Below are 19,814 nucleotides of genomic sequence, written 5' to 3'. Positions count from 1 at the left end.
ACATTGGCCTGTGCTGCTCAAAAACCAGGCGAAAACGCCAGTTTCAACTTCACCCTTGTAGACCGTCTTGCCCACCCCCATATTGGGGCGACTGACGCGTGAAGGAATCCAACTTGAGCGAACTTCTCAACCGCCGCCTGGCTCTGCTCGGTGAGCGCGCCCACCTCTCTCTGCTCGAACAGTGCCTTCACGGCATCGAACGTGAATGCCTGCGCGTGACCGGCGAAGGTCGCCTGGCGCAAACGCCGCACCCGGAAGAATTGGGTTCCGCGCTGACCAACGAACAAATCACCACCGACTATTCCGAGTCGTTGCTGGAGTTCATTACGCCCGCCCTGCCCGACCCGGCGGATACGCTGGCGAGCCTGGAAAAGATTCACCGGTTTGCCTACAGCAAGCTCGGCAACGAGTACCTGTGGAGTCCATCGATGCCGTGCCCGTTGCCGGCCGAGGAAGATATCCCGATCGCCTATTACGGCACCTCAAACATCGGGCAGCTCAAGTATGTGTATCGCAAGGGCCTGGCCCTGCGCTACGGCAAGACCATGCAGTGCATCGCCGGGATTCACTACAATTTTTCCCTGCCGGAAGCGCTCTGGCCGCTGCTCAAGGAAACGGAAGGGTTTGTCGGCACTGATCGCGACTATCAGTCAACGGCCTACATCGCGCTGATCCGCAACTTCCGTCGCTACAGCTGGCTGTTGATGTACCTGTTCGGTGCTTCGCCGGCGCTGGACGCCGGTTTCCTGCGCGGCCGTTCGCACCAGTTGGAACAGCTGGACCCGGATACGCTTTACCTGCCGTACGCCACCAGCCTGCGTATGAGCGATCTGGGTTACCAGAGCAACGCTCAGGCCGGTTTGACCCCGTGCTACAACGATCTGGCGAGCTACACCGACAGCCTGCGCAAAGCGGTGGCAACGCCTTACGCGCCGTATGTCGAAATCGGCACGCATCAGGACGGTGAGTGGGTTCAGCTCAACACCAACATCCTGCAGATCGAAAACGAGTACTACTCCAACATCCGTCCGAAGCGCGTGACCTACACCGGCGAACGGCCAATTCAGGCGCTGATGGCCCGTGGCATTCAGTACGTCGAAGTGCGTTGCCTGGACATCAACCCATTCCTGCCAATGGGCATCGACCTCACGGAATCGCGCTTCCTCGATGCATTCCTGCTGTACTGCGCGCTGAATGACAGTCCGCTGCTGACCAACAACAGCTGTGGCAACGCGACCTCGAACTTCCTCAGCGTGGTCAAGGAAGGTCGCCGTCCGGGCCTGCAATTGCAACGCGACGGGCAACCGGTTGACCTCAAGGAATGGGCGAGCGAGTTGCTGGAGCAGATCGCACCACTGGCCGCGTTGCTGGATCAGAGTCATGGCGGCGATGCGCACAGCAAGGCAATGGATGCGCAACTGGCCAAGGTCAAGGATCCGTCCCTGACGCCATCGGCCCAGGTGCTGGCAGCGATGGCGGAGCACAAGGAAAGTTTCAGCCAGTTCTCCCTGCGCCAGAGCCAGGCTCATGCCGAGTATTTCCGCAGCGAGCCTTTGAACGCCGAAGATCAAGCGCGGTTTGAAGAACGGGCGCGTTCGTCGCTGGCGGAGCAGGTTGAGCTGGAGCAGAACGAGGTGGGCGATTTCGATGTGTTTGTCGGGTCGTATCAGGCCAGTATTCTGGCGATTAGCAATTAATCAGCGCCTGTAAAAAGATCGCAGCCTGCGGCAGCTCCTACTTTTGATCGGTTTCAAGCTGCTTTTTGTAGGAGCTGCCGAAGGCTGCGATCTTTTGATCTCTTAGAATTTTCCGCTCATAAGCTCATTCGAAAAAGTTATTTATTTTCGGATTCTTAGATCATTTAGTCTCCTTTCAAGCCGACACTCGGTCGCCTGACAAGGAGCTTCTCAATGAAACTGAATTTCTCTCTTCGCCTCCTGGCGGCCGCGTCCCTGGCTGCAGCGAGTCTGTTTGCCCAGGCGGCTGACGTCACTGTCGCGTACCAGACCACCGTTGACCCGGCGAAAGTCGCCCAGGCCGACGGCGCCTACGAAAAAGCCACTAACGCCAACATCGACTGGCGCAAATTCGACAACGGTGCCGACATCATTGCCGCCATCGCCTCGGGCGACGTGCAAATCGGTTACCTCGGTTCCAGCCCCCTGACGGCTGCAATCACTCGCAAGGTCCCGGTAGAAACCTTCCTCATCGCCACCCAGATCGGCGCGGCCGAAGCCCTGGTCGCCCGCGACGGTTCCGGGATCAAAACACCACAAGACCTGATCGGCAAAAAAATCGCCGTGCCGTTCGTGTCCACCGGACATTACAGCCTGCTTGCCGCTCTGAAGCACTGGAACATCGACCCCTCGAAAGTCACCGTGCTCAATCTCGCGCCGCCAGCGATCATCGCCGCATGGAAACGCGGCGACATCGACGCCACCTACGTCTGGGACCCCGCGCTCGGCGTGGCCAAGGAAAACGGCAAAGTGCTGATCACTTCCGGCGAACTGGCCAAGTTCGGTGCACCGACTTTCGATGCCTGGATCGTGCGCAAAGACTTCGCCGAGAAGCACCCGGAAATCGTCACTGCGTTCGCCAAAGTCACCCTCGACGCCTACGCCGAGTACCGCAAAGACCCGACAGCCTGGCTCGCCAATCAGTCCAACGTCGACAAACTGGTGAAGCTGTCAGGTGCCAAGGCCAGCGACATCCCGCTGCTGCTGCAAGGCAACGTCTACCCGCTGGCGGCTGATCAGGTGATCACCCTTGGCGCACCGACCACCAAAGCCATCACCGACACCGCCGCGTTCCTCAAGGAACAAGGCAAGGTCGAGGCCGTGCTGCCGGACTACGCGCCTTACGTCAGCGCCAAGTTCATCACTAACTGATCCGGAGTCAATTGCGATGGCTTTGCTACAGCTGGAGCGCATCAGCGCACAGTACCCCGGCAGCCCGGAACCGGTACTGGCGGATATTTCCCTGAGCCTCGGGCCCCAGCAATTGCTGGTGGCTCTGGGCCCGTCCGGCAGTGGCAAGACTTCGCTGTTGAACCTGATTGCCGGTTTTGTCGAACCCAGCGCCGGACGCATCACCCTTGACGGCGTGCCGGTCAAAGGCCCGAGCGCCGAACGCGGCGTGGTGTTCCAGGACGACGCCTTGCTGCCTTGGCAGGACGTGCTGGCCAACGTTGGTTTCGGTCTTGAACTGGCAGGTGTATCCCGGGACAAACGCGAAATCCGCGCCCGGGAAATGCTCGCACTGGTCGACCTTCGCGGCTTCGAACATCGGCGCATCTGGCAACTCTCGGGTGGCCAGAAGCAACGCGTCGGCCTGGCCCGTGCGCTGGCTGCCGACCCGCGCGTGCTGCTGATGGACGAACCTTTCGGCGCCCTCGACGCCTTTACCCGCGAACAGATGCAGGAGCTGCTGCTGCAAGTCTGGCAGCGCACCGCCAAACCGGTGTTCCTGATTACCCACGACATCGAAGAAGCGGTGTTCCTCGCCACGGACCTGATACTGCTGGCGCCAAACCCCGGGCAGATCGTCGAGCGCCTGAGCCTTGATTTCGGTCAGCGTTACGCCGCCGGCGAATCGGCACGCTCGATCAAGTCCGACCCGCGCTTCATCGAAACCCGCGAACACGTACTCGCCAAAGTGTTTAACCAACGCAGCGCCGCCACGCGGCAGGAGCGCGCATGAGCAGCTATGAAATTCCGGTCGTGACGGTGAAACCAGGCTCGACGGTAATTGTTCTGCGGCGCAGTGTGAGCACGCGCTGGATCAGCGTACTGACGCTGGTGGCGCTGATTGCACTGTGGTGGGCCGTGACCGCCACCGGGATGATCGAGCCGCTGTTCCTGCCGCCACCGTCCGCCGTGCTGCACAAAGGCTGGCTGCTGGCGACAGCCGGCTACATGGATTCGACCTTGTGGCAGCACTTGGGCTCGAGTCTCAGCCGTATCGGTCTGGGTCTCGGCTTCGCGGTGTTGACCGCCGTTCCGGTGGGTATTGCCATCGGTCACAACCGTATCGCTCGCGGCATTCTCGATCCGTTGATCGAGTTCTATCGGCCGATTCCGCCGTTGGCTTACTTGCCGCTGATCGTGATCTGGTGCGGCATCGGGGAGCTGTCGAAAGTCTTGCTGATCTACCTGGCAATTTTCGCCCCGATCGCCATTGCCACGGCGACCGGTGTGCGCACCGTCGACCCGGCCAAATTGCGCGCCGCGCAGTCGTTGGGCGCGACCCGGGCGCAGTTGATTCGCCATGTGATTTTACCCAGCGCCTTGCCGGACATTCTGACGGGCGTGCGCATTGGTCTGGGGGTGGGCTGGTCGACGCTGGTCGCCGCCGAGCTGATCGCCGCCACCAGCGGCTTGGGCTTCATGGTGCAGTCGGCCGCGCAATTTCTGGTCACCGATGTGGTGGTGCTGGGGATTCTGGTCATCGCGCTGATCGCCTTCGCCATGGAAATGGGCCTGCGCGCCCTGCAACGCAAACTGGTGCCGTGGCACGGCCAGGCTCACTAACGCCCCCTGTTTTTGCCCCCCCCTGTAGGAGCTGCCGAAGGCTGCGATCTTTTGATCTTGCCCTCCAACAGAAAAGCTAAAGATCGCAGCCTTCGGCAGCTCCTACAGAGGCGGTGTTCGACACCCTGGATAGAAGAGAAAGACCATGAGCAACCTGACCATCGTTCCTCTCAGCTCCGCGCTCGGTGCGCAAATCCACGGCATCGACGTCAGCCAGCCGCTGAACCCGGAACAGCGCGATGCGATCGAGCAGGCATTGCTCAAGCATCAGGTGCTGTTCTTCCGCGACCAGCCGATCACGCCGCAACAACAGGCGCGTTTCGCCGCCAACTTCGGCGACCTGCACATCCACCCGATCTACCCGAATGTGCCGGAACAACCGGAAGTACTGATCCTCGACACCGCCGTCACCGACGTGCGCGACAACGCCATCTGGCACACCGACGTGACGTTCCTGCCGACCCCGGCGATGGGCGCGGTGCTCAGCGCCAAACTGCTGCCAGAGTTCGGCGGCGACACCCTGTGGGCCAGCGGTATTGCGGCGTATGAAGCATTGTCGGCGCCGATGAAAAGTTTGCTTGAAGGGCTGACGGCCACTCACGATTTCACCCGCTCGTTTCCGCTGGAGCGCTACGGCAATACGCCGCAAGCACTGGCTCAGTGGGAAGAAGCACGCCGCAAGAATCCACCGCTGTCACACCCGGTGATCCGCACGCACCCGGTGAGCGGGCGCCGCTCGTTGTTCGTCAGTGAAGGGTTCACGTCGAAGATCAATGAACTGTCGGAAACCGAGAGCGAGGCGATTTTGAAGTTTCTGTTCGCACATGCGACGCGGCCGGAATTCACCATTCGCTGGCGCTGGCAGAAGGACGATGTGGCGTTCTGGGATAACCGCGTGACACAGCATTACGCGGTGGACGATTACCGCCCGGCGCGGCGGGTGATGCAGCGGGCTACGGTGTTGGGGGATGTGCCGTTTTTTCGCTGAACCCCTGTCATCTTCATTGCTTGTTCAGGCCTCATCGCGAGCAAGCTCGCTCCCACAGTGTCCGTGTCGTACACAGATCCTGTAAACACCGCTGAACCTGTGGGAGCGAGCTTGCTCGCGATGGCGATCTGAAAGGCACCGAATAATCCGGTGCCGACTAATTACTCAGCCGTCGAAGGCTTCTCCCAAAGATTGATCCCACCCTCCTGGGCAAACCGGTCAATCTCCGCCAGTTCCTCTGCGCTGAAGCTCAAATTCTTCAACGCCCCGACGTTCTCGATGATCTGTTCCGGCCGGCTCGCACCGATCAGCGCCGAAGTCACGCGCGGATCGCGCAGTGTCCAGGCCAACGCCAGTTGCGCCAGGCTCTGACCACGACGCTTGGCAATCTCATTGAGCCCGCGCACATGGGCGATGTTGGCCTCGGACAGGTGCGAAGACTGCAACGAGCCGCCACCCGGACGATTGACCCGCGCATCCTTGGGAATGCCATTGAGGTATTTGTCGGTCAACAAGCCTTGCGCCAACGGCGTGAACGCAATCACCCCGGTGCCGAGTTCGTCGGTGACGTCCAGCAGGTCTTTTTCCACCCAACGATTGAGCAGGTTGTACGCCGGTTGGTGAATCAGCAAAGGCACTTTCCATTCTTTCAACAGCGCCGCCATTTCACGGGTTTTCACTCCGGAATAGGAGGAGATGCCGATATACAACGCCTTGCCCTGCTGCACCGCAGTAGCGAGTGCGCTGGCGGTTTCTTCCAGTGGTGTGTCCGGGTCGAAACGGTGGGAGTAGAAGATATCCACGTAGTCCAGCCCCAGCCGTTGCAGGCTCTGATCAAGGCTGGCCAGCACGTATTTGCGCGAACCGCCGCCCTGACCGTAAGGGCCGGGCCACATGTCCCAACCGGCCTTGCTGGAAATGATCAGTTCGTCGCGGTAGTGCTTGAAGTCTTCACGCAGCAAACGGCCGAAATTGATCTCGGCGCTGCCGTACGGCGGGCCATAGTTGTTGGCCAGGTCAAAGTGGTTGATGCCCAGGTCGAACGCAGTGCGCAGCAACGCGCGCTGGGTGTCGATCGGCGTGCTGTCGCCGAAGTTGTGCCACAGGCCCAAGGACAGCGCCGGCAGTACCAGGCCGCTGCGACCAACGCGGCGGTAAGGGATGGAGTCGTAGCGGTTTTCGGCAGCGGTGTAGGTCATCGGATCCTCTCTAGTCTGTCTTGAAGTGGGTATCGACTGCTTCGCAAGTTGCCCAGCATACGCCCGGACAAACGCCGATAAACCTCGGACTCGAGAAAATGCTGAAACGTTTCACAAACGATAGCTCCCACGCTCTGCGTCGGGGAGATACTGCGGGTCAATGGCGGGTTGGCTTAACTATGCTTATTTCAGGCCACAGTGAACCCTTCGCGAGCAGGCTCGCTCCCACAGGGGAATGCATTCTAAATGTGGGAGCGAGCCTGCTCGCGAAGGGTTCCGCAAGGCACCAAACATCTGCAGGGAGGAACGCAGTCATGCACACCACGATCATCATCACCTTCGGCCTGATCCTTCTGGCGCTGATGCTGTTCATCGGCGAAAACATTGGCTTCAGCCGCCAGACGCTGACTTACAGCTTCATCGTCCTGTGGCTGGCCCTGACCATGATCAACGGCGCCGTTGGGGTGGTCACTGCCGGCCAGCCTGTGATGACGGAACTGGTGGTCGGCAGCATTGTGTTCGGCGTGCCGGTGGCGTCGCTGGTGTTGTTCATGGCGCTGAGCAACGAGACTTAGGGTCAACGCACCAGATGCAGAAACTGCATGTGCCGCTCGTACTGATCGAGGATGTCGTTGATGATTTGCTCCTTGGTGTAGCCCACCAGATCGTAGTCCTGGCTGCCTTCGCTCAAATGCACCTCGGCCCGGTAGTAACGGCGATTATTGAGCTCCTTGGAACCCATGCCGCCGCGGGCGAACGATGGCGTGAAGTAGCCACGCATCTGCACCTGATAGATGAACGGATGCTCCTCGCCATGACCGATTTCCAGGCTGACGCTGTCGTTGGCCGGGTCGGGTTGAGTGACCACGTTCAAACCCTTCTCGACGAACACCGCCGTCACTTCTTCGATCGCCGGGCGCACCGTCGTATCAAGGAAGCGGTAGACCTCGTCGCGCGAGGGGAAATGCACAGCCTGAGTCAAGCGTTGGCGCCATCCGCCCCGCCGCGAGCCTGATACCGGCGCAAGCGAATGCAATTGTGCGATCTGCTTTTGCGATTCCAGATAAAACGCTTTGTGCAGGCCCCACATCATCAGCAGCAAGATCATCGAGAACGGTAACGACGTCAGCACCACCGCCGACTTCAGCGCATCGATGCTGCCCGAAAAAAGCAGCGCACTGGTCACCAGCGCCGTCATCGCGCCCCAGAACACCCGCAACCATTTCGGTCCGTCTTCGTCCGGGTTGCCACCCTTGGCCGAGAGCGTCGACAGCACCACGGTGCCGGAATCGGCCGAGGTGACGAAAAATACGAAACTGATGAACACCGTGACCGCGATCACGGTTTTGCTCCACGGGTAGGTTTCCAGCAGCAGGTACAGGGTCATCGACGGGTTGTCGATGGCCGACATGCCGAGCGCGCTCATGCCGTGGTTGAGCACCTGGTCGATGGCGCTGTTGCCGAAAATCGACATCCACGCCAGGGTGAAACCGAGCGGAATCAACAGCACGCCGAAGACGAATTCGCGGATGGTCCGGCCACGGGAAATCCGTGCGATGAACAGGCCCACGAACGGCGACCACGCAATCCACCACGCCCAATAGAACACCGTCCAGCCACCCAGCCAGTCGCTCGGTTTGTCGTAGGCATAGAGGTCGAAACTCTTCATCGGCAACGCGCCGAGGTAGTCACCGATATTCTGGATCAGGGTGTTGAGCAGGTGTTGCGTGGGGCCGGCGAACAACACGAACAGCAACAGCGCACAGGCGAGCAGCATGTTGATGTCGGACATCACCCGCACGCCTTTATCGACGCCAGACACCGCAACGATAATCGCCGCCCCCATCATCAGCGTGATCAGGCCGACCTGAACCCATTGGGTGTGAGCAACGCCGAACAGGTAGTCGAGCCCCGAGTTGAGGTGCAACACGCCGAAGCCCATGTCGGCACCGAGACCGAACACCGTGGCGATGATGCCGAAGCCATCCACGGCATAACCGATCGGCCCGTTGATGCGTTTGCCAATCAGCGGGTACAGCGCCGAGCGCAACGCCAGCGGCAGGTTATGCCGGTAAGCGAAATAGGCCAGCGCCATGCCGACGAAGGCAAACACGCCCCAGCCATGCAGGCCCCAATGCAGAAACAGAATCTGCATTGCCTGACGCGCCGCATCCGCCGTGCCGGCCTCGCCTTGCGGCGGTTGCGACAGGTGGGTCAGCGGTTCGGACACGCAAAAGAAAAACAGCGTGATGCTGATCCCGGCGGCGAACAGCATGCCAGCCCAGGACAGGTAACTGAATTCGGGTTCGTCGTGGTCGGCACCGAGCTTGATCTTGCCGTAGCCGGACAAGGCGGTGACCACCACGAAGACCAGATACAGGGTCATCGCGAGCATGTAATACCAGCCGACCGTATTGGCCGCCCAGTTTTGCGCTTCCAGAAGCCAGGCACCGGCCTGTTCAGGCATGGCGATGACGACGATGCCAAACAGCAGGATGAAGCTCGCCGCGAAGTAAAACACCGGCGGGTTCATGCGGACCTGGCTGGCGGGGGTGGACGGTGCACTCATGAAAGGTGCGCCTCAAGGGAATGAAACCGGGCAATCAATAACGGACTCGGCAAGGGCAAGCCTCCTGTTGTGAGCGGGCAGCAAACCGGCGGTTTAACTTGAATGAGCGTTCAAGTTAAACATGGATAGGGCGCTAAGGACTAATCGCAAGGCTCGGCGGTACTGTTTGTACGCTAGCTCAAGGAAGGGTATGACGTGGGGTTTCGCAGGTTTTTGCTGGAACGCAAGGCAGGAGCTGGCCGTAGGAGCTGGCCGTAGGAGCTGCCGAGTGAAACGAGGCTGCGATCTTTTGACTTTGATGTGAGGTGGTGCTCGAAAAGATCGCAGCCTCGTTTCACTCGACAGCTCCTACGTCCCGTCATCATGCTGCAGATTCGCCTGCGTCAGGTTGCATCCCGCCGGCACGCTGCGGGTCAGCCAGACGTTGCCGCCAATGGTCGAGCCCTTGCCAATGGTGATGCGTCCCAGAATAGTCGCGCCGGCATAAATCACTACATCGTCCTCAACAATCGGATGCCGCGGATGGCCCTTCTGCAGTTGGCCGTCTTCATCCGCCGGGAAGCGTTTGGCGCCCAGGGTGACGGCCTGATAAATCCGCACACGCTCACCGATGATCGCGGTTTCGCCGATCACCACGCCCGTCCCGTGATCAATAAAGAAGCTACGGCCGATTTGCGCGCCCGGGTGAATGTCGATACCGGTCGCCGAGTGGGCGATTTCGGCGCTGATCCGCGCCAGCAGCGGCAGCCCGGCGCGGTACAAATGGTGTGCGAGGCGATGGTGAATCACCGCCAGAATCCCCGGATAGCACAGCAATACTTCATCGACGCTGCGGGCGGCCGGGTCACCGTGATAGGCCGCGAGCACGTCGGTGTCCAGCAGGCTGCGCAACCCTGGCAATGCGAGGGCAAAGTCCTGGATGATCTGGATGGTCTTGGCCTCGACTTCAGTGTCGGCCTCGGCGCTGTGGCGGGCGGCGTAGCGCAGTTCAAGACGCGCCTGAGCCAGCAAGGCATTCAGTGCAACGTCCAGCGTGTGACCCACGTAGAAGTCCTCACTCTCTTCGCGCAAATCCACCGGTCCGAGGCGCATCGGAAACAACGCCCCGCACAGCGCCTCAAGGATCTCCGCCATGGCGGCGCGCGAGGGCAATTCACGACCGCCCTGCTCGCCGCTGGCACGGCCGTTTTGCGCGCGCCATTGGTCACGCGCCGTGCGCAGCTGGCTGACGATGGTCTGCAATTGCCAATGACTGGAACGCTCGCTCACGGTAAAAACTCCACTGCGGCGGCCGGACTGTCTGGCCGCGCTGACGGCGCTTACTCTACGGCAAGGTCACGAAGCCGAAGCAAGAACCGATTGTGCTGTGCTCAGCACTTTTAGATATATGTGAATGGCGGTTGCCCATGCTAATAGCCGTGCCTATAGTCCTGACATCCCCCACCGCCAGTACGGACCCATGATCAAACAACAGCTCGCCCGTTTCGACCGCCTCGATCTGCTCGGCCACCCGACCCCTCTGGAAAAACTCGAACGCCTGTCGACCTGGCTGGGCCGCGATGTGTACGTGAAACGCGACGACCTGACGCCGCTCGCGATGGGCGGCAACAAGCTGCGCAAACTCGAATACCTGGGCGCCGATGCGCTGGCTCAAGGCGCGGATACGCTGATCACTGCGGGCGCCCTTCAGTCCAACCACGTACGTCAGACCGCCGCTCTTGCGGCCAGGCTGGGTCTGGGTTGCGTCGCGTTGCTGGAGAATCCTCTGGGCACCGACGACGCCAACTACGTCGGCAACGGCAATCGGCTGCTGCTGGACTTGTTCGACGCCAAGGTTGAGCTGGTAGAAAACCTCGACAATGCGGACGAACAACTGGAAGCGCTGGCCGCGCGCCTGCGCAGCAATGGCAAGAAGCCGTATCTCGTGCCGATCGGCGGCTCGAACGCATTGGGCGCCTTGGGTTATGTGCGCGCAGGATTGGAACTGGCCGAGCAGATCAAGGACACCGGGCTGACCTTCGCTGCGGTGGTTCTGGCCTCGGGCAGCGCCGGGACCCACAGCGGCCTGGCACTCGCGCTGAGCGAAGTACTGCCGGATTTGCCAGTGATTGGTGTGACGGTTTCGCGCAGCGAGGAAGATCAACGGCCGAAGGTTCAAGGCCTCGCCGAGCGCACGGCAGCGCTGTTGGACGTGAACTTGCCGGCCAGTTTCAAGGTCGAGTTATGGGACGAGTATTTCGGCCCGCGTTATGGCGAGCCGAATGCCGGAACGCTGTCGGCGCTGAAGCTGCTGGCGAGCCAGGAAGGGTTGCTGCTGGATCCGGTGTACACGGGCAAGGCCATGGCGGGCTTGCTCGACGGGATCGGGCGTCAGCGGTTTGATGAGGGGCCGATCATCTTCCTGCACACCGGCGGGGCGCCAGCGTTGTTTGCGTATACAGCGTCGCTGTAAGGCAAAGGTCAACTGATCGCAGCCTCCGGCAGCTCCTACACTGCGCGGCCCCCGTAGGAGCTGCCGAAGGCTGCGATCTTTTAATCAGACACCATATATTTCCAGATAGAATAACTATCTCTATATTTATTATTTTCTCATCTAAAAAAGCCATCATATAGTCACGCCGCAGGCGAATTTGGAGCGAGACGCATACGCTGCTTTAGGGCAGGATATCGCAGTCGTCCAAATCCCGATTTTGCCAACATTCCTAAAAGCGTCTTCATAAGAAAACACAGGGGCTTGTCATGAATTTTTCCGCACTACGTCGAAATCTGCTGGTAGGTTCGCTGGGCCTGGCGCTGAGCGCCGGTCTGCTGGGGCAAGCGGTTGCCGGTGAGCAACTGCAAAAAATCAAGGACGCGGGCGTGATCAACGTCGGTCTGGAAGGTACTTATCCACCGTTCAGTTTCGTCGACGCCGACGGCAAACTGGCCGGCTTCGAAGTCGAATTCTCCGAAGCCCTGGCCAAAGAACTGGGCGTGAAGGTCAAGCTGCAACCGACCAAATGGGACGGCATCCTTGCGGCGCTGGAATCCAAGCGTCTGGACGCGGTGATCAACCAGGTGACCATCTCCGAAGAGCGCAAGAAGAAGTATGACTTCTCCGAGCCGTACACTGTCTCCGGGATTCAGGCACTGGTTCTGACCAAGAACAAAGACACCATCAAGACTGCTGACGATCTGGCGGGCAAGAAAGTCGGCGTTGGTCTGGGGACCAACTACGAGCAATGGCTCAAGGACAACCAGCCGAAAGCGATCATCAAGACCTATGACGATGATCCGACCAAGTTCCAGGATCTGCGCGTCGGCCGCATTGACGCCATTCTGATCGATCGCCTCGCCGCACTCGAATACGCCAGGAAGGCCAAGGACACTGTTGCCGCCGGCGAAGCGTTCTCCCGTCAGGAAGCCGGTATTACTCTGCGCAAAGGCGAGCCTGAACTGCTGGCTGCGGTGAACAAAGCCATCGACAAGCTGCGTGCCGATGGAACGCTGAAAAAGCTTTCGGAAAAATACTTCAGCGCTGACGTTACTCAGTAATGGAAGAAGCTTTCCAACTCGCACTGGACTCCCTGCCGTTCCTGCTCAAGGGGGCCTACTACACGGTCATCTTGAGCCTGGGCGGGATGTTCTTCGGCCTCATGCTGGGCTTCGGCCTGGCACTGATGCGCCTGTCGCGCTTCAAGCTGGTCAGCTGGATCGCCCGCATCTACGTGTCGTTCTTTCGCGGCACGCCGTTGCTGGTGCAACTGTTCGTGATCTATTACGGCTTGCCGCAATTGGGTATGGAACTCGATCCGCTGCCGGCGGCCCTGATCGGCTTCTCGCTGAACATGGCCGCTTACGCCTGTGAAATCCTGCGTTCCGCGATCAGCTCCATCGAGCGCGGTCAGTGGGAAGCTGCCGCCAGCATTGGCATGACCCGTGCGCAGACCCTGCGCCGGGCCATCATCCCACAAGCGATGCGCACCGCATTGCCGCCGCTGGGTAACAGCTTCATTTCGCTGGTAAAGGACACCGCGCTGGCCGCCACCATCCAGGTGCCGGAGCTGTTCCGTCAGGCGCAGCTGATCACAGCGCGCACCTTCGAAGTGTTCACCATGTACCTTGCCGCCGCGCTGATCTACTGGGTTCTGGCCACGGTGCTGTCGCACCTGCAGAACCAGTTGGAAGCACGGGTCAATCGGCACGACCAGGAGTCCTGACCCCATGATTGTCGTGGAAAAACTGACAAAGCAGTTCAAGGGTCAAGTAGTGCTTAACGGCATTGATCTGGAGGTGAAGGAAGGCGAGGTGGTGGCGATCATCGGGCCGAGCGGCTCGGGGAAAACCACCTTCCTGCGTTGCCTGAATTTCCTCGAAGAACCCAGCAGCGGCCGGATCAAGGTCGGTGACATCGAGATCGATGGCAGCCGTCCGTTGAACCAGCAGCAGAGTCTGGTGCGTCGTTTGCGTCAGCACGTGGGTTTCGTGTTCCAGAACTTCAACCTGTTTCCCCATCGCACCGCCCTGGAAAACGTCATCGAAGGCCCGGTCATCGTCAAGAAGATGCCGCACGCCGACGCCGTTGCCCTGGGTAAAAAGCTCATGGCCAGGGTCGGCCTGGCTGGCAAGGAAGACGCTTACCCGCGACGCCTGTCCGGCGGTCAGCAACAGCGTGTCGCGATTGCCCGTGCGCTGGCGATGGAGCCCGAGGTGATTCTGTTCGACGAACCCACCTCGGCGCTCGACCCGGAGCTGGTCGGCGAAGTGCTGGCGACCATCCGCAGCCTGGCCGAAGAGAAGCGCACCATGGTCATCGTCACCCACGAAATGGGCTTCGCCCGCGACGTGGCCAACCGCGTGGTGTTTTTCGACAAGGGTGTAATCGTCGAGCAAGGTGAAGCGAAGGCATTGTTTGCCAACCCGAAAGAGGAACGGACAAAACAGTTTCTCAGCAAGTTTCTGAATAACACTCACGCCTGAAACACATGCGCACCGCCGCGTAACTTCCATGGATGGAAGTGCCCCCGTCTTCACCCCCCCTCGCCTATCGAACAAAACTGAATCTATATAAATGTGTCCGCACGATAGACAACTTCTTGTCAGAAGCTGCGGTACATATGTACGCCCTGTAACCGACTGAACGTCTTTACTATGATCTCGCCTGAAATGTGGTGAGACATGGGTAACCTCCGCGCCACCAAGGCGAAAACCGCTTGTTTTGCCGGCAATATTCGACAGGGCAACGTAGTTTATTAACTTCGAGACGTAGGAGCTTTCTGAATAACGCCAGATCCTGCTTTTAACTAATGCGCTCTATTGACACCCAATGGAGCGCACTCTTATCTAGTCTCCAGCAATCGAAACTCATCACGCCCCATTATTATTTAAATACATGTAATGAACGGTTTTGCTGTTCGTGAATCGCATTTTTTATATTCCTGAAATGGACTTCGCTGCAAGACGTCAAGGAGAAACCCATGCAAAACATCTCGAACAAAAAAGAACTTGCGGCACCGACCGTGGCGCAATCCCACAAAAGCGGCATCAACGTGACGTCGGCGGCTCGTCTGCTGATCGATGTGGCGCCTTACCCCGACATGGACGAAGGCGACCTGATCGAGTTGTTCTGGGATAACTGCTACGTGGCCTCCAGGGTGTTGAATACCCACGACGTCGGGAAAGCCGTCAGCCTGCGCGTACCGCAAAGCTTTATCGCCAATGGCTCCTCGCGCATTCACTACCGGCTCATGCAGGTCGGCCAAGAGCCCGCGCTGTCGCCGACAACCCGAGTGCAGATCAAGCTGAACTGCCCGGGAGGCCAGCCTTCTACCTTGTACGCTGACGAAAACCAGAGCCTGGCACCGGTGATTATTCCCGAGGCCATTCGACGTCAGGGAGTCAACCCGAACCAGATCAAGCGCGGTGTTCCCCTGACCATCGAGCCGTACCTGAACATGGCTGTAGACGACGAGATCACGTTGCGCTGGGGCGATGCGCGGATGGACCTGCCACGACTCAAGGCCGGCGATGTCGGCCAGCCGGTGCAAGTCTGGGTGCCGCCGGCAATCATTGTCGAAGCGGGCGAAGACCTGCGGCTGGAGGTGACCTACTGCATCCTCGACCGGGTGGGCAACAACTCCCGTTGGGCGCCGGCCCGCAACTTGAAAATAGGATGCACAAAAGCCCGCCCTCTGTAGGAGCGAGCTTGCTCGCGATGGACTCAGGGACGCCGTGATCCTCCAGGAAACCCACGTCATCGTTAACGCCCATCGCGAGCAAGCTCGCTCCCTACAGAAGTGTGTCTGTTGCTACAAAGACAAAGTGTTGCCCTGCATACAGTTGCGCACGACACACTTCTATTCATATTCCTAAAAGTTAGTTTATTAATTTTTTACACACGTTTAGGGTATATGCACCGGACCACCGGACATTCTTGTTTTCTTTCGCCGCCACCCTCGCGGCGATCCCATGAGATGTGAGGTAGGTATGGTCCGGAACACAATCACCCCAGTGCAGATCGCCAGGGCATTGCGTGCAGCCAAGGAGCGGCACTGATGTCCAGTCTGGCAGATGCAATTGTTCAGAGTGATCTGGACATCGCCCCGTTGTTGTTGCCCGCACAGGTCTTGCGCAACGACGCGCAAGCCATCAAGGCCGCCCACGAGCTGGCGCATGTCGCCCGCCTGCAAGCGGCCAGGCGTGACCAGCAGCGCAAGCTGCCGTGGTCGGAAATTGAACAGTTCACCCGCAGCGGTCTGGGCAGCATTGCCATCCCGCGCGAATACGGCGGCCCGCAGGTTTCGTTCGTCACCGTGGCTGAAGTCTTCGCGATCATTTCCGCCGTCGATCCGGCGTTGGGCCAGATCCCGCAGAACCACTTCGGCATTCTCAATCTGCTGCTGGGCAGTGCCACTGAAGCGCAGAAAAAGCAGCTGTTCAAAAGCGTGCTTGAAGGCTGGCGCATCGGTAACGCAGGGCCTGAGCGCGGCACCAAAAATACCCTCGAACTCAAGGCAAGAATCACCGCCGACGGCGACGGTTTTGTCATCAGCGGGCAGAAGTTCTACTCCACCGGGGCACTGTTCGCTCACTGGGTGGCGGTCAAGGCGTTGAACGATGACGACAAGCAAGTGCTGGCCTTCGTTCGTCGCGGCACACCGGGCCTGCGCATCGTCGATGACTGGTCCGGTTTCGGCCAACGCACCACCGCCAGTGGCACCGTTTTGCTCAACAACGTGCGGGTCGACGCCGAGCTGGTGGTGGATAACTGGAAGATCAATGACACCCCGAACATTCAGGGCGCCGTGTCGCAGCTGATTCAAGCGGCCATCGATGCCGGCATCGCTCGCGGGGCCATCGACGACGCCATCGAGTTCGTGAAAACCCGTGCCCGGCCATGGATCGACGCCAAGGTCGAGCGGGCCAGCGATGACCTGTACGTGATCGCTGATATCGGCAAACTGAAAATCGAACTGCACGCCGCCGAAGCGCTGTTGCGCAGGGCCGGCCAGGTGCTGGATCAGGTCAACGCCGCGCCGCTGACGGCCGAGTCCGCCGCCCGCGCCTCGATCGCCGTGGCCGAAGCCAAGGTGCTGACCACCGAAATCTCGCTACTGGCCAGCGAAAAGCTATTCGAACTGGCCGGCAGCCGCGCCACCCTCGCTGAGTTCAACCTCGATCGCCACTGGCGCAACGCGCGGGTGCACACGCTGCACGACCCGGTGCGCTGGAAGTATCACGCCGTCGGTGCTTACCACCTGAACGGCACATTGCCCGCTCGCCACTCCTGGATCTAACGACCCGCACTTTTTTGACCAGATCTCTGGAGAAACACATGCCCATTTCTCACCACGTCGCGGTCATCACCAGCGATGAGCAAGCCCTGATCGTCGCCAGTGACCTGGCCGAAGATTTCAAACGTGACAGCGCCCTGCGCGACCGCGAACGCCGTCTGCCGCACCCGGAACTGGAAGTGTTTTCCCGCTCCGGCCTGTGGGGCATCAGCGTGCCGAAGGCGTATGGCGGCGCGGGCGTTTCCAACGTCACGCTGGCCAAAGTGATCGCCTTGATCGCCCAGGCCGACGGCTCCCTCGGGCAAATTCCGCAGAATCATTTCTACGCCCTCGAAGTGCTGCGCGTGAACGGCAGCGCCGAGCAGAAAAAACGTTTGTACGCAGAAGTGCTGGCCGGTCAACGCTTCGGCAACGCCCTTGCCGAACTCGGAACAAAAACCGCACACGACCGCATCACCCGCCTGACACGCGACGGGGATGGCTATCGCATCAACGGCCGCAAGTTTTACGCCACCGGCGCGATCTACGCGCAACGGATTCCCACCTCGGTGGTAGATGAAAACGGCGTGCAGCAACTCGCATTCGTCCCGCGCAACAGCAAAGGCCTGACCGTCATCGACGACTGGAGCGGTTTCGGCCAGCGCACCACCGGCAGCGGTTCGGTGGTGTTCGAAGACGTCTATGTCACCGCCGAAGACGTGATCCCCTTTCAAAGTGCGTTCGAACGGCCGACCCCGGTCGGTCCGCTGGCGCAGATCCTTCACGCGGCCATCGACACCGGCATCGCCCGTGCCGCCTACGAAGATGCGCTGCATTTTGTGCGCACCAAAACCCGGCCATGGATCGATGCCACCCATGAAAAAGCCACTGAAGACCCGCTGTCTCTCAAGAGTTTCGGTTACTTGAGCATCCGTCTGCACGCCGCTGAAGCGCTGCTGGATCGCGCCGGCGAACTCCTCGACAAGGCCCAGGCCGAGACTAACGCCGAGACCGTCGCCGCCGCGTCAATTGCCGTCGCCGAAGCCCGCGCCATCAGCACCGAAATCTCCCTCGCCGCCGGCACTGCGCTGTTCGAACTGGCCGGCAGCCAGGCAACGTTGATCGAGCACGGACTGGATCGCCACTGGCGCAACGCCCGGGTGCACACGCTGCACGACCCGGTGCGCTGGAAGTATCACGCCGTCGGCAATTACTACCTCAACGATGAAAACCCGCCGTTGCGAGGGACCATCTGATGAGCACACCTTTAAAAACCAAAAAGAAAATCCTGCTCAACGCCTTCAACATGAACTGCATCGGGCACATCAACCATGGTTTGTGGACCCATCCACGGGACACCTCGACCCAATACAAAACCATCGAATACTGGACCGAGCTGGCGCAGTTGCTGGAGCGCGGCTTGTTCGACGGTCTGTTTATTGCGGATATTGTCGGTGTGTACGACGTCTATCAAAACTCGGTGGACGTACCGTTGAAGGAGTCGATCCAGCTGCCGGTCAACGATCCGTTGCTACTGGTCTCGGCGATGGCAGCGGTCACCAGAAATCTCGGCTTCGGACTCACCGCCAACCTGACCTACGAGCCGCCGTATCTGTTCGCCCGGCGCATGTCGACGCTCGATCATTTGAGCCGCGGTCGGGTCGGCTGGAACATCGTCACCGGCTACCTCGACAGTGCCGCCAAAGCCATGGGCCTCAGCGAGCAGGTCGAACACGACCGTCGTTACGATCAGGCTGACGAGTACCTCGAAGTCCTCTACAAACTCTGGGAAGGCAGCTGGGAAAACGGCGCCGTGCTCAACGATCCTCAGCAACGGATCTACGCGCAGCCAGACAAAGTGCACAAGGTCGAGCACAAGGGCGAGTTTTATCAGGTGGAGGGTTATCACCTCTGCGAACCCTCGCCGCAACGCACGCCGGTGCTGTTTCAGGCAGGGAGTTCGGATCGCGGTTTGCTGTTCGCCGGGCGTCACGCCGAGTGCGTGTTCATCAGCGGCCAGAACAAACCGTCGACCAGGGCTCAAGTGGACAAGGTTCGCGCCAGCGCCGTCGAGGCCGGGCGCAATCCCGAGGACATCAAAGTGTTCATGGGGCTGAACGTGATTGTCGGCGCCACCGAGGAGCTGGCCTGGAAGAAGCATGCCGAGTACCTGAGCTACGCCAGCGCCGAGGCCGGCGTGGCGCATTTTTCCGCTTCTACCGGGATTGATTTTTCCGAGTATGAAATCGACGAACCGATCCAGTACGTGAAAAGCAACGCGATCCAGTCGGCGACCAAAAATCTGCAAAACAACGACTGGACCCGACGCAAATTACTCGACCAGCACGCCCTCGGTGGCCGCTACATCACGGTGGTGGGTTCACCGGAGCAAGTGGCCGATGAGCTGGAATCGTGGATCGCCGAAACCGGGCTGGATGGTTTCAACCTGACGCGGATTGTCACGCCGGAAAGCTATGTGGATTTCATTGAGCTGGTGATCCCGGAGTTGCAGCGGCGCGGGTCGTACAAGACCGCTTATGACGACGGCAGCCTGCGGGAGAAGCTGTTTCACGCAGAGGCGCATTTGCCTGAGCAACATACCGGGTCGGCTTACCGCCGATAAAACCTGTGGCGAGGGAGCTTGCTCCCGCTCGGCTGCGCAGCAGTCGCAAAACCTGCGACCGAGTTTTACCTGACACACCTCATCGAATGGCTTTGGGGCTGCTCCGCAGCCCAGCGGGAGCAAGCTCCCTCGCCACAAATGCGCGCACTCATTAC

The 19,814-nt window shown here is 59.9% G+C and carries 17 protein-coding genes; 14 read left to right on the top strand and 3 right to left on the bottom strand.

From position 1 onward, the window contains the following. Positions 1-113 precede the first annotated feature (113 nt). From gshA to tauD, 5 genes are all read left to right on the top strand, one after another. The gene (gshA, locus tag F8N62_RS20910) at positions 114-1,697 is read left to right on the top strand and encodes a glutamate--cysteine ligase (protein WP_150712460.1); all 1,584 of its coding nucleotides are present in this window, start codon (positions 114-116) and stop codon (positions 1,695-1,697) included. Between the two features lie 213 nt (positions 1,698-1,910). After that, on the top strand, positions 1,911-2,888 hold the full coding sequence (gene tauA, locus F8N62_RS20905; protein WP_150712459.1) for a taurine ABC transporter substrate-binding protein: 978 nt from the start codon (positions 1,911-1,913) through the stop codon (positions 2,886-2,888). A gap of 16 nt (positions 2,889-2,904) precedes the next feature. Next, positions 2,905-3,699 (top strand): taurine ABC transporter ATP-binding subunit, encoded by a 795-nt coding sequence (gene tauB, locus F8N62_RS20900; RefSeq protein ID WP_150712458.1) that lies wholly within the window; start codon positions 2,905-2,907, stop codon positions 3,697-3,699. After that, the gene (tauC, locus tag F8N62_RS20895; protein ID WP_150712457.1) at positions 3,696-4,529 is read left to right on the top strand and encodes a taurine ABC transporter permease TauC; all 834 of its coding nucleotides are present in this window, start codon (positions 3,696-3,698) and stop codon (positions 4,527-4,529) included. Before tauB ends, tauC begins: the two co-directional genes overlap by 4 nt. A gap of 145 nt (positions 4,530-4,674) precedes the next feature. Further along, a complete protein-coding gene (gene tauD / locus F8N62_RS20890) occupies positions 4,675-5,517 on the top strand; it encodes a taurine dioxygenase (protein WP_150712456.1) in 843 nt (280 codons plus the stop codon). Positions 5,518-5,678: 161 nt separating this feature from the next. Here the strand turns inward: tauD and mgrA are convergent, their stop codons facing one another. After that, a complete protein-coding gene (gene mgrA, locus F8N62_RS20885; protein WP_150712455.1) occupies positions 5,679-6,716 on the bottom strand; it encodes an L-glyceraldehyde 3-phosphate reductase in 1,038 nt (345 codons plus the stop codon). A 314-nt stretch (positions 6,717-7,030) separates the two neighbouring features. Between mgrA and F8N62_RS20880 the strand changes: the two genes are divergently transcribed. Then, positions 7,031-7,291, top strand: coding sequence for a hypothetical protein (locus tag F8N62_RS20880; protein ID WP_150712454.1), 261 nt, complete (start codon positions 7,031-7,033; stop codon positions 7,289-7,291). 2 nt (positions 7,292-7,293) lie between these two features. On the opposite strand, the gene betT is transcribed toward F8N62_RS20880, so the two are convergent. Together betT and epsC are read right to left on the bottom strand one after the other, a co-directional pair. After that, positions 7,294-9,249, bottom strand: a complete 1,956-nt coding sequence (gene betT / locus F8N62_RS20875; RefSeq protein WP_191632412.1) for a choline transporter BetT — start codon at positions 9,247-9,249, stop codon at positions 7,294-7,296. Positions 9,250-9,633: 384 nt separating this feature from the next. Next, the gene (epsC, locus tag F8N62_RS20870; protein WP_150712452.1) at positions 9,634-10,554 is read right to left on the bottom strand and encodes a serine O-acetyltransferase EpsC; all 921 of its coding nucleotides are present in this window, start codon (positions 10,552-10,554) and stop codon (positions 9,634-9,636) included. Between the two features lie 190 nt (positions 10,555-10,744). Here epsC and F8N62_RS20865 point away from each other — a divergent pair, with 190 nt between their 5' ends. The 8 genes from F8N62_RS20865 (at position 10,745) to F8N62_RS20830 (ending at position 19,659) form a co-directional block, all read left to right on the top strand. Further along, positions 10,745-11,737 carry a D-cysteine desulfhydrase gene (locus tag F8N62_RS20865; RefSeq protein WP_150712451.1) on the top strand — a complete coding sequence of 331 codons (993 nt, stop codon included), beginning with the start codon at positions 10,745-10,747 and terminating at the stop codon, positions 11,735-11,737. Positions 11,738-12,024: 287 nt separating this feature from the next. After that, positions 12,025-12,819 (top strand): cystine ABC transporter substrate-binding protein, encoded by a 795-nt coding sequence (tcyJ, locus tag F8N62_RS20860; RefSeq protein ID WP_150712450.1) that lies wholly within the window; start codon positions 12,025-12,027, stop codon positions 12,817-12,819. After that, on the top strand, positions 12,819-13,484 hold the full coding sequence (tcyL, locus tag F8N62_RS20855; RefSeq protein ID WP_150712449.1) for a cystine ABC transporter permease: 666 nt from the start codon (positions 12,819-12,821) through the stop codon (positions 13,482-13,484). Before tcyJ ends, tcyL begins: the two co-directional genes overlap by 1 nt. Positions 13,485-13,488: 4 nt before the next feature. Continuing rightward, complete coding sequence (gene tcyN / locus F8N62_RS20850; protein ID WP_150712448.1) at positions 13,489-14,244, top strand: L-cystine ABC transporter ATP-binding protein TcyN; 756 nt, start codon at positions 13,489-13,491, stop codon at positions 14,242-14,244. Positions 14,245-14,741: 497 nt separating this feature from the next. Then, positions 14,742-15,461 (top strand): hypothetical protein, encoded by a 720-nt coding sequence (locus tag F8N62_RS20845; protein WP_150712447.1) that lies wholly within the window; start codon positions 14,742-14,744, stop codon positions 15,459-15,461. A 357-nt stretch (positions 15,462-15,818) separates the two neighbouring features. After that, positions 15,819-17,060 (top strand): SfnB family sulfur acquisition oxidoreductase, encoded by a 1,242-nt coding sequence (locus F8N62_RS20840; protein WP_150712446.1) that lies wholly within the window; start codon positions 15,819-15,821, stop codon positions 17,058-17,060. 38 nt (positions 17,061-17,098) lie between these two features. Beyond that, positions 17,099-18,292 carry an SfnB family sulfur acquisition oxidoreductase gene (locus F8N62_RS20835; protein WP_150712445.1) on the top strand — a complete coding sequence of 398 codons (1,194 nt, stop codon included), beginning with the start codon at positions 17,099-17,101 and terminating at the stop codon, positions 18,290-18,292. Then, a complete protein-coding gene (locus F8N62_RS20830; RefSeq protein ID WP_150712444.1) occupies positions 18,292-19,659 on the top strand; it encodes an LLM class flavin-dependent oxidoreductase in 1,368 nt (455 codons plus the stop codon). Before F8N62_RS20835 ends, F8N62_RS20830 begins: the two co-directional genes overlap by 1 nt. Positions 19,660-19,814: the final 155 nt, after the last annotated feature.

It is taken from the genome of Pseudomonas fluorescens, from assembly GCF_902497785.1.
Lineage (GTDB): Bacteria > Pseudomonadota > Gammaproteobacteria > Pseudomonadales > Pseudomonadaceae > Aquipseudomonas > Aquipseudomonas fluorescens_BO.
Note: the sequence above shows the minus strand (reverse complement) of the source record. Positions and strands in the feature narration are given on the sequence as shown.

What these genes read in the sequence shown, in the direction of transcription:
- tcyJ (WP_150712450.1), top strand. Translation starts at nt 12,025, where the DNA reads ATGAATTTTTCCGCACTACGTCGAAATCTGCTGGTAGGTTCGCTGGGC.
- F8N62_RS20880 (WP_150712454.1), top strand. Translation starts at nt 7,031, where the DNA reads ATGCACACCACGATCATCATCACCTTCGGCCTGATCCTTCTGGCGCTG.
- F8N62_RS20830 (WP_150712444.1), top strand. Translation starts at nt 18,292, where the DNA reads ATGAGCACACCTTTAAAAACCAAAAAGAAAATCCTGCTCAACGCCTTC.
- tauD (WP_150712456.1), top strand. Translation starts at nt 4,675, where the DNA reads ATGAGCAACCTGACCATCGTTCCTCTCAGCTCCGCGCTCGGTGCGCAA.
- F8N62_RS20865 (WP_150712451.1), top strand. Translation starts at nt 10,745, where the DNA reads ATGATCAAACAACAGCTCGCCCGTTTCGACCGCCTCGATCTGCTCGGC.
- tauA (WP_150712459.1), top strand. Translation starts at nt 1,911, where the DNA reads ATGAAACTGAATTTCTCTCTTCGCCTCCTGGCGGCCGCGTCCCTGGCT.
- F8N62_RS20835 (WP_150712445.1), top strand. Translation starts at nt 17,099, where the DNA reads ATGCCCATTTCTCACCACGTCGCGGTCATCACCAGCGATGAGCAAGCC.
- mgrA (WP_150712455.1), bottom strand. Translation starts at nt 6,716, where the DNA reads ATGACCTACACCGCTGCCGAAAACCGCTACGACTCCATCCCTTACCGC.
- tcyN (WP_150712448.1), top strand. Translation starts at nt 13,489, where the DNA reads ATGATTGTCGTGGAAAAACTGACAAAGCAGTTCAAGGGTCAAGTAGTG.
- tauC (WP_150712457.1), top strand. Translation starts at nt 3,696, where the DNA reads ATGAGCAGCTATGAAATTCCGGTCGTGACGGTGAAACCAGGCTCGACG.
- betT (WP_191632412.1), bottom strand. Translation starts at nt 9,249, where the DNA reads ATGAACCCGCCGGTGTTTTACTTCGCGGCGAGCTTCATCCTGCTGTTT.
- tauB (WP_150712458.1), top strand. Translation starts at nt 2,905, where the DNA reads ATGGCTTTGCTACAGCTGGAGCGCATCAGCGCACAGTACCCCGGCAGC.
- F8N62_RS20845 (WP_150712447.1), top strand. Translation starts at nt 14,742, where the DNA reads ATGCAAAACATCTCGAACAAAAAAGAACTTGCGGCACCGACCGTGGCG.
- F8N62_RS20840 (WP_150712446.1), top strand. Translation starts at nt 15,819, where the DNA reads ATGTCCAGTCTGGCAGATGCAATTGTTCAGAGTGATCTGGACATCGCC.
- tcyL (WP_150712449.1), top strand. Translation starts at nt 12,819, where the DNA reads ATGGAAGAAGCTTTCCAACTCGCACTGGACTCCCTGCCGTTCCTGCTC.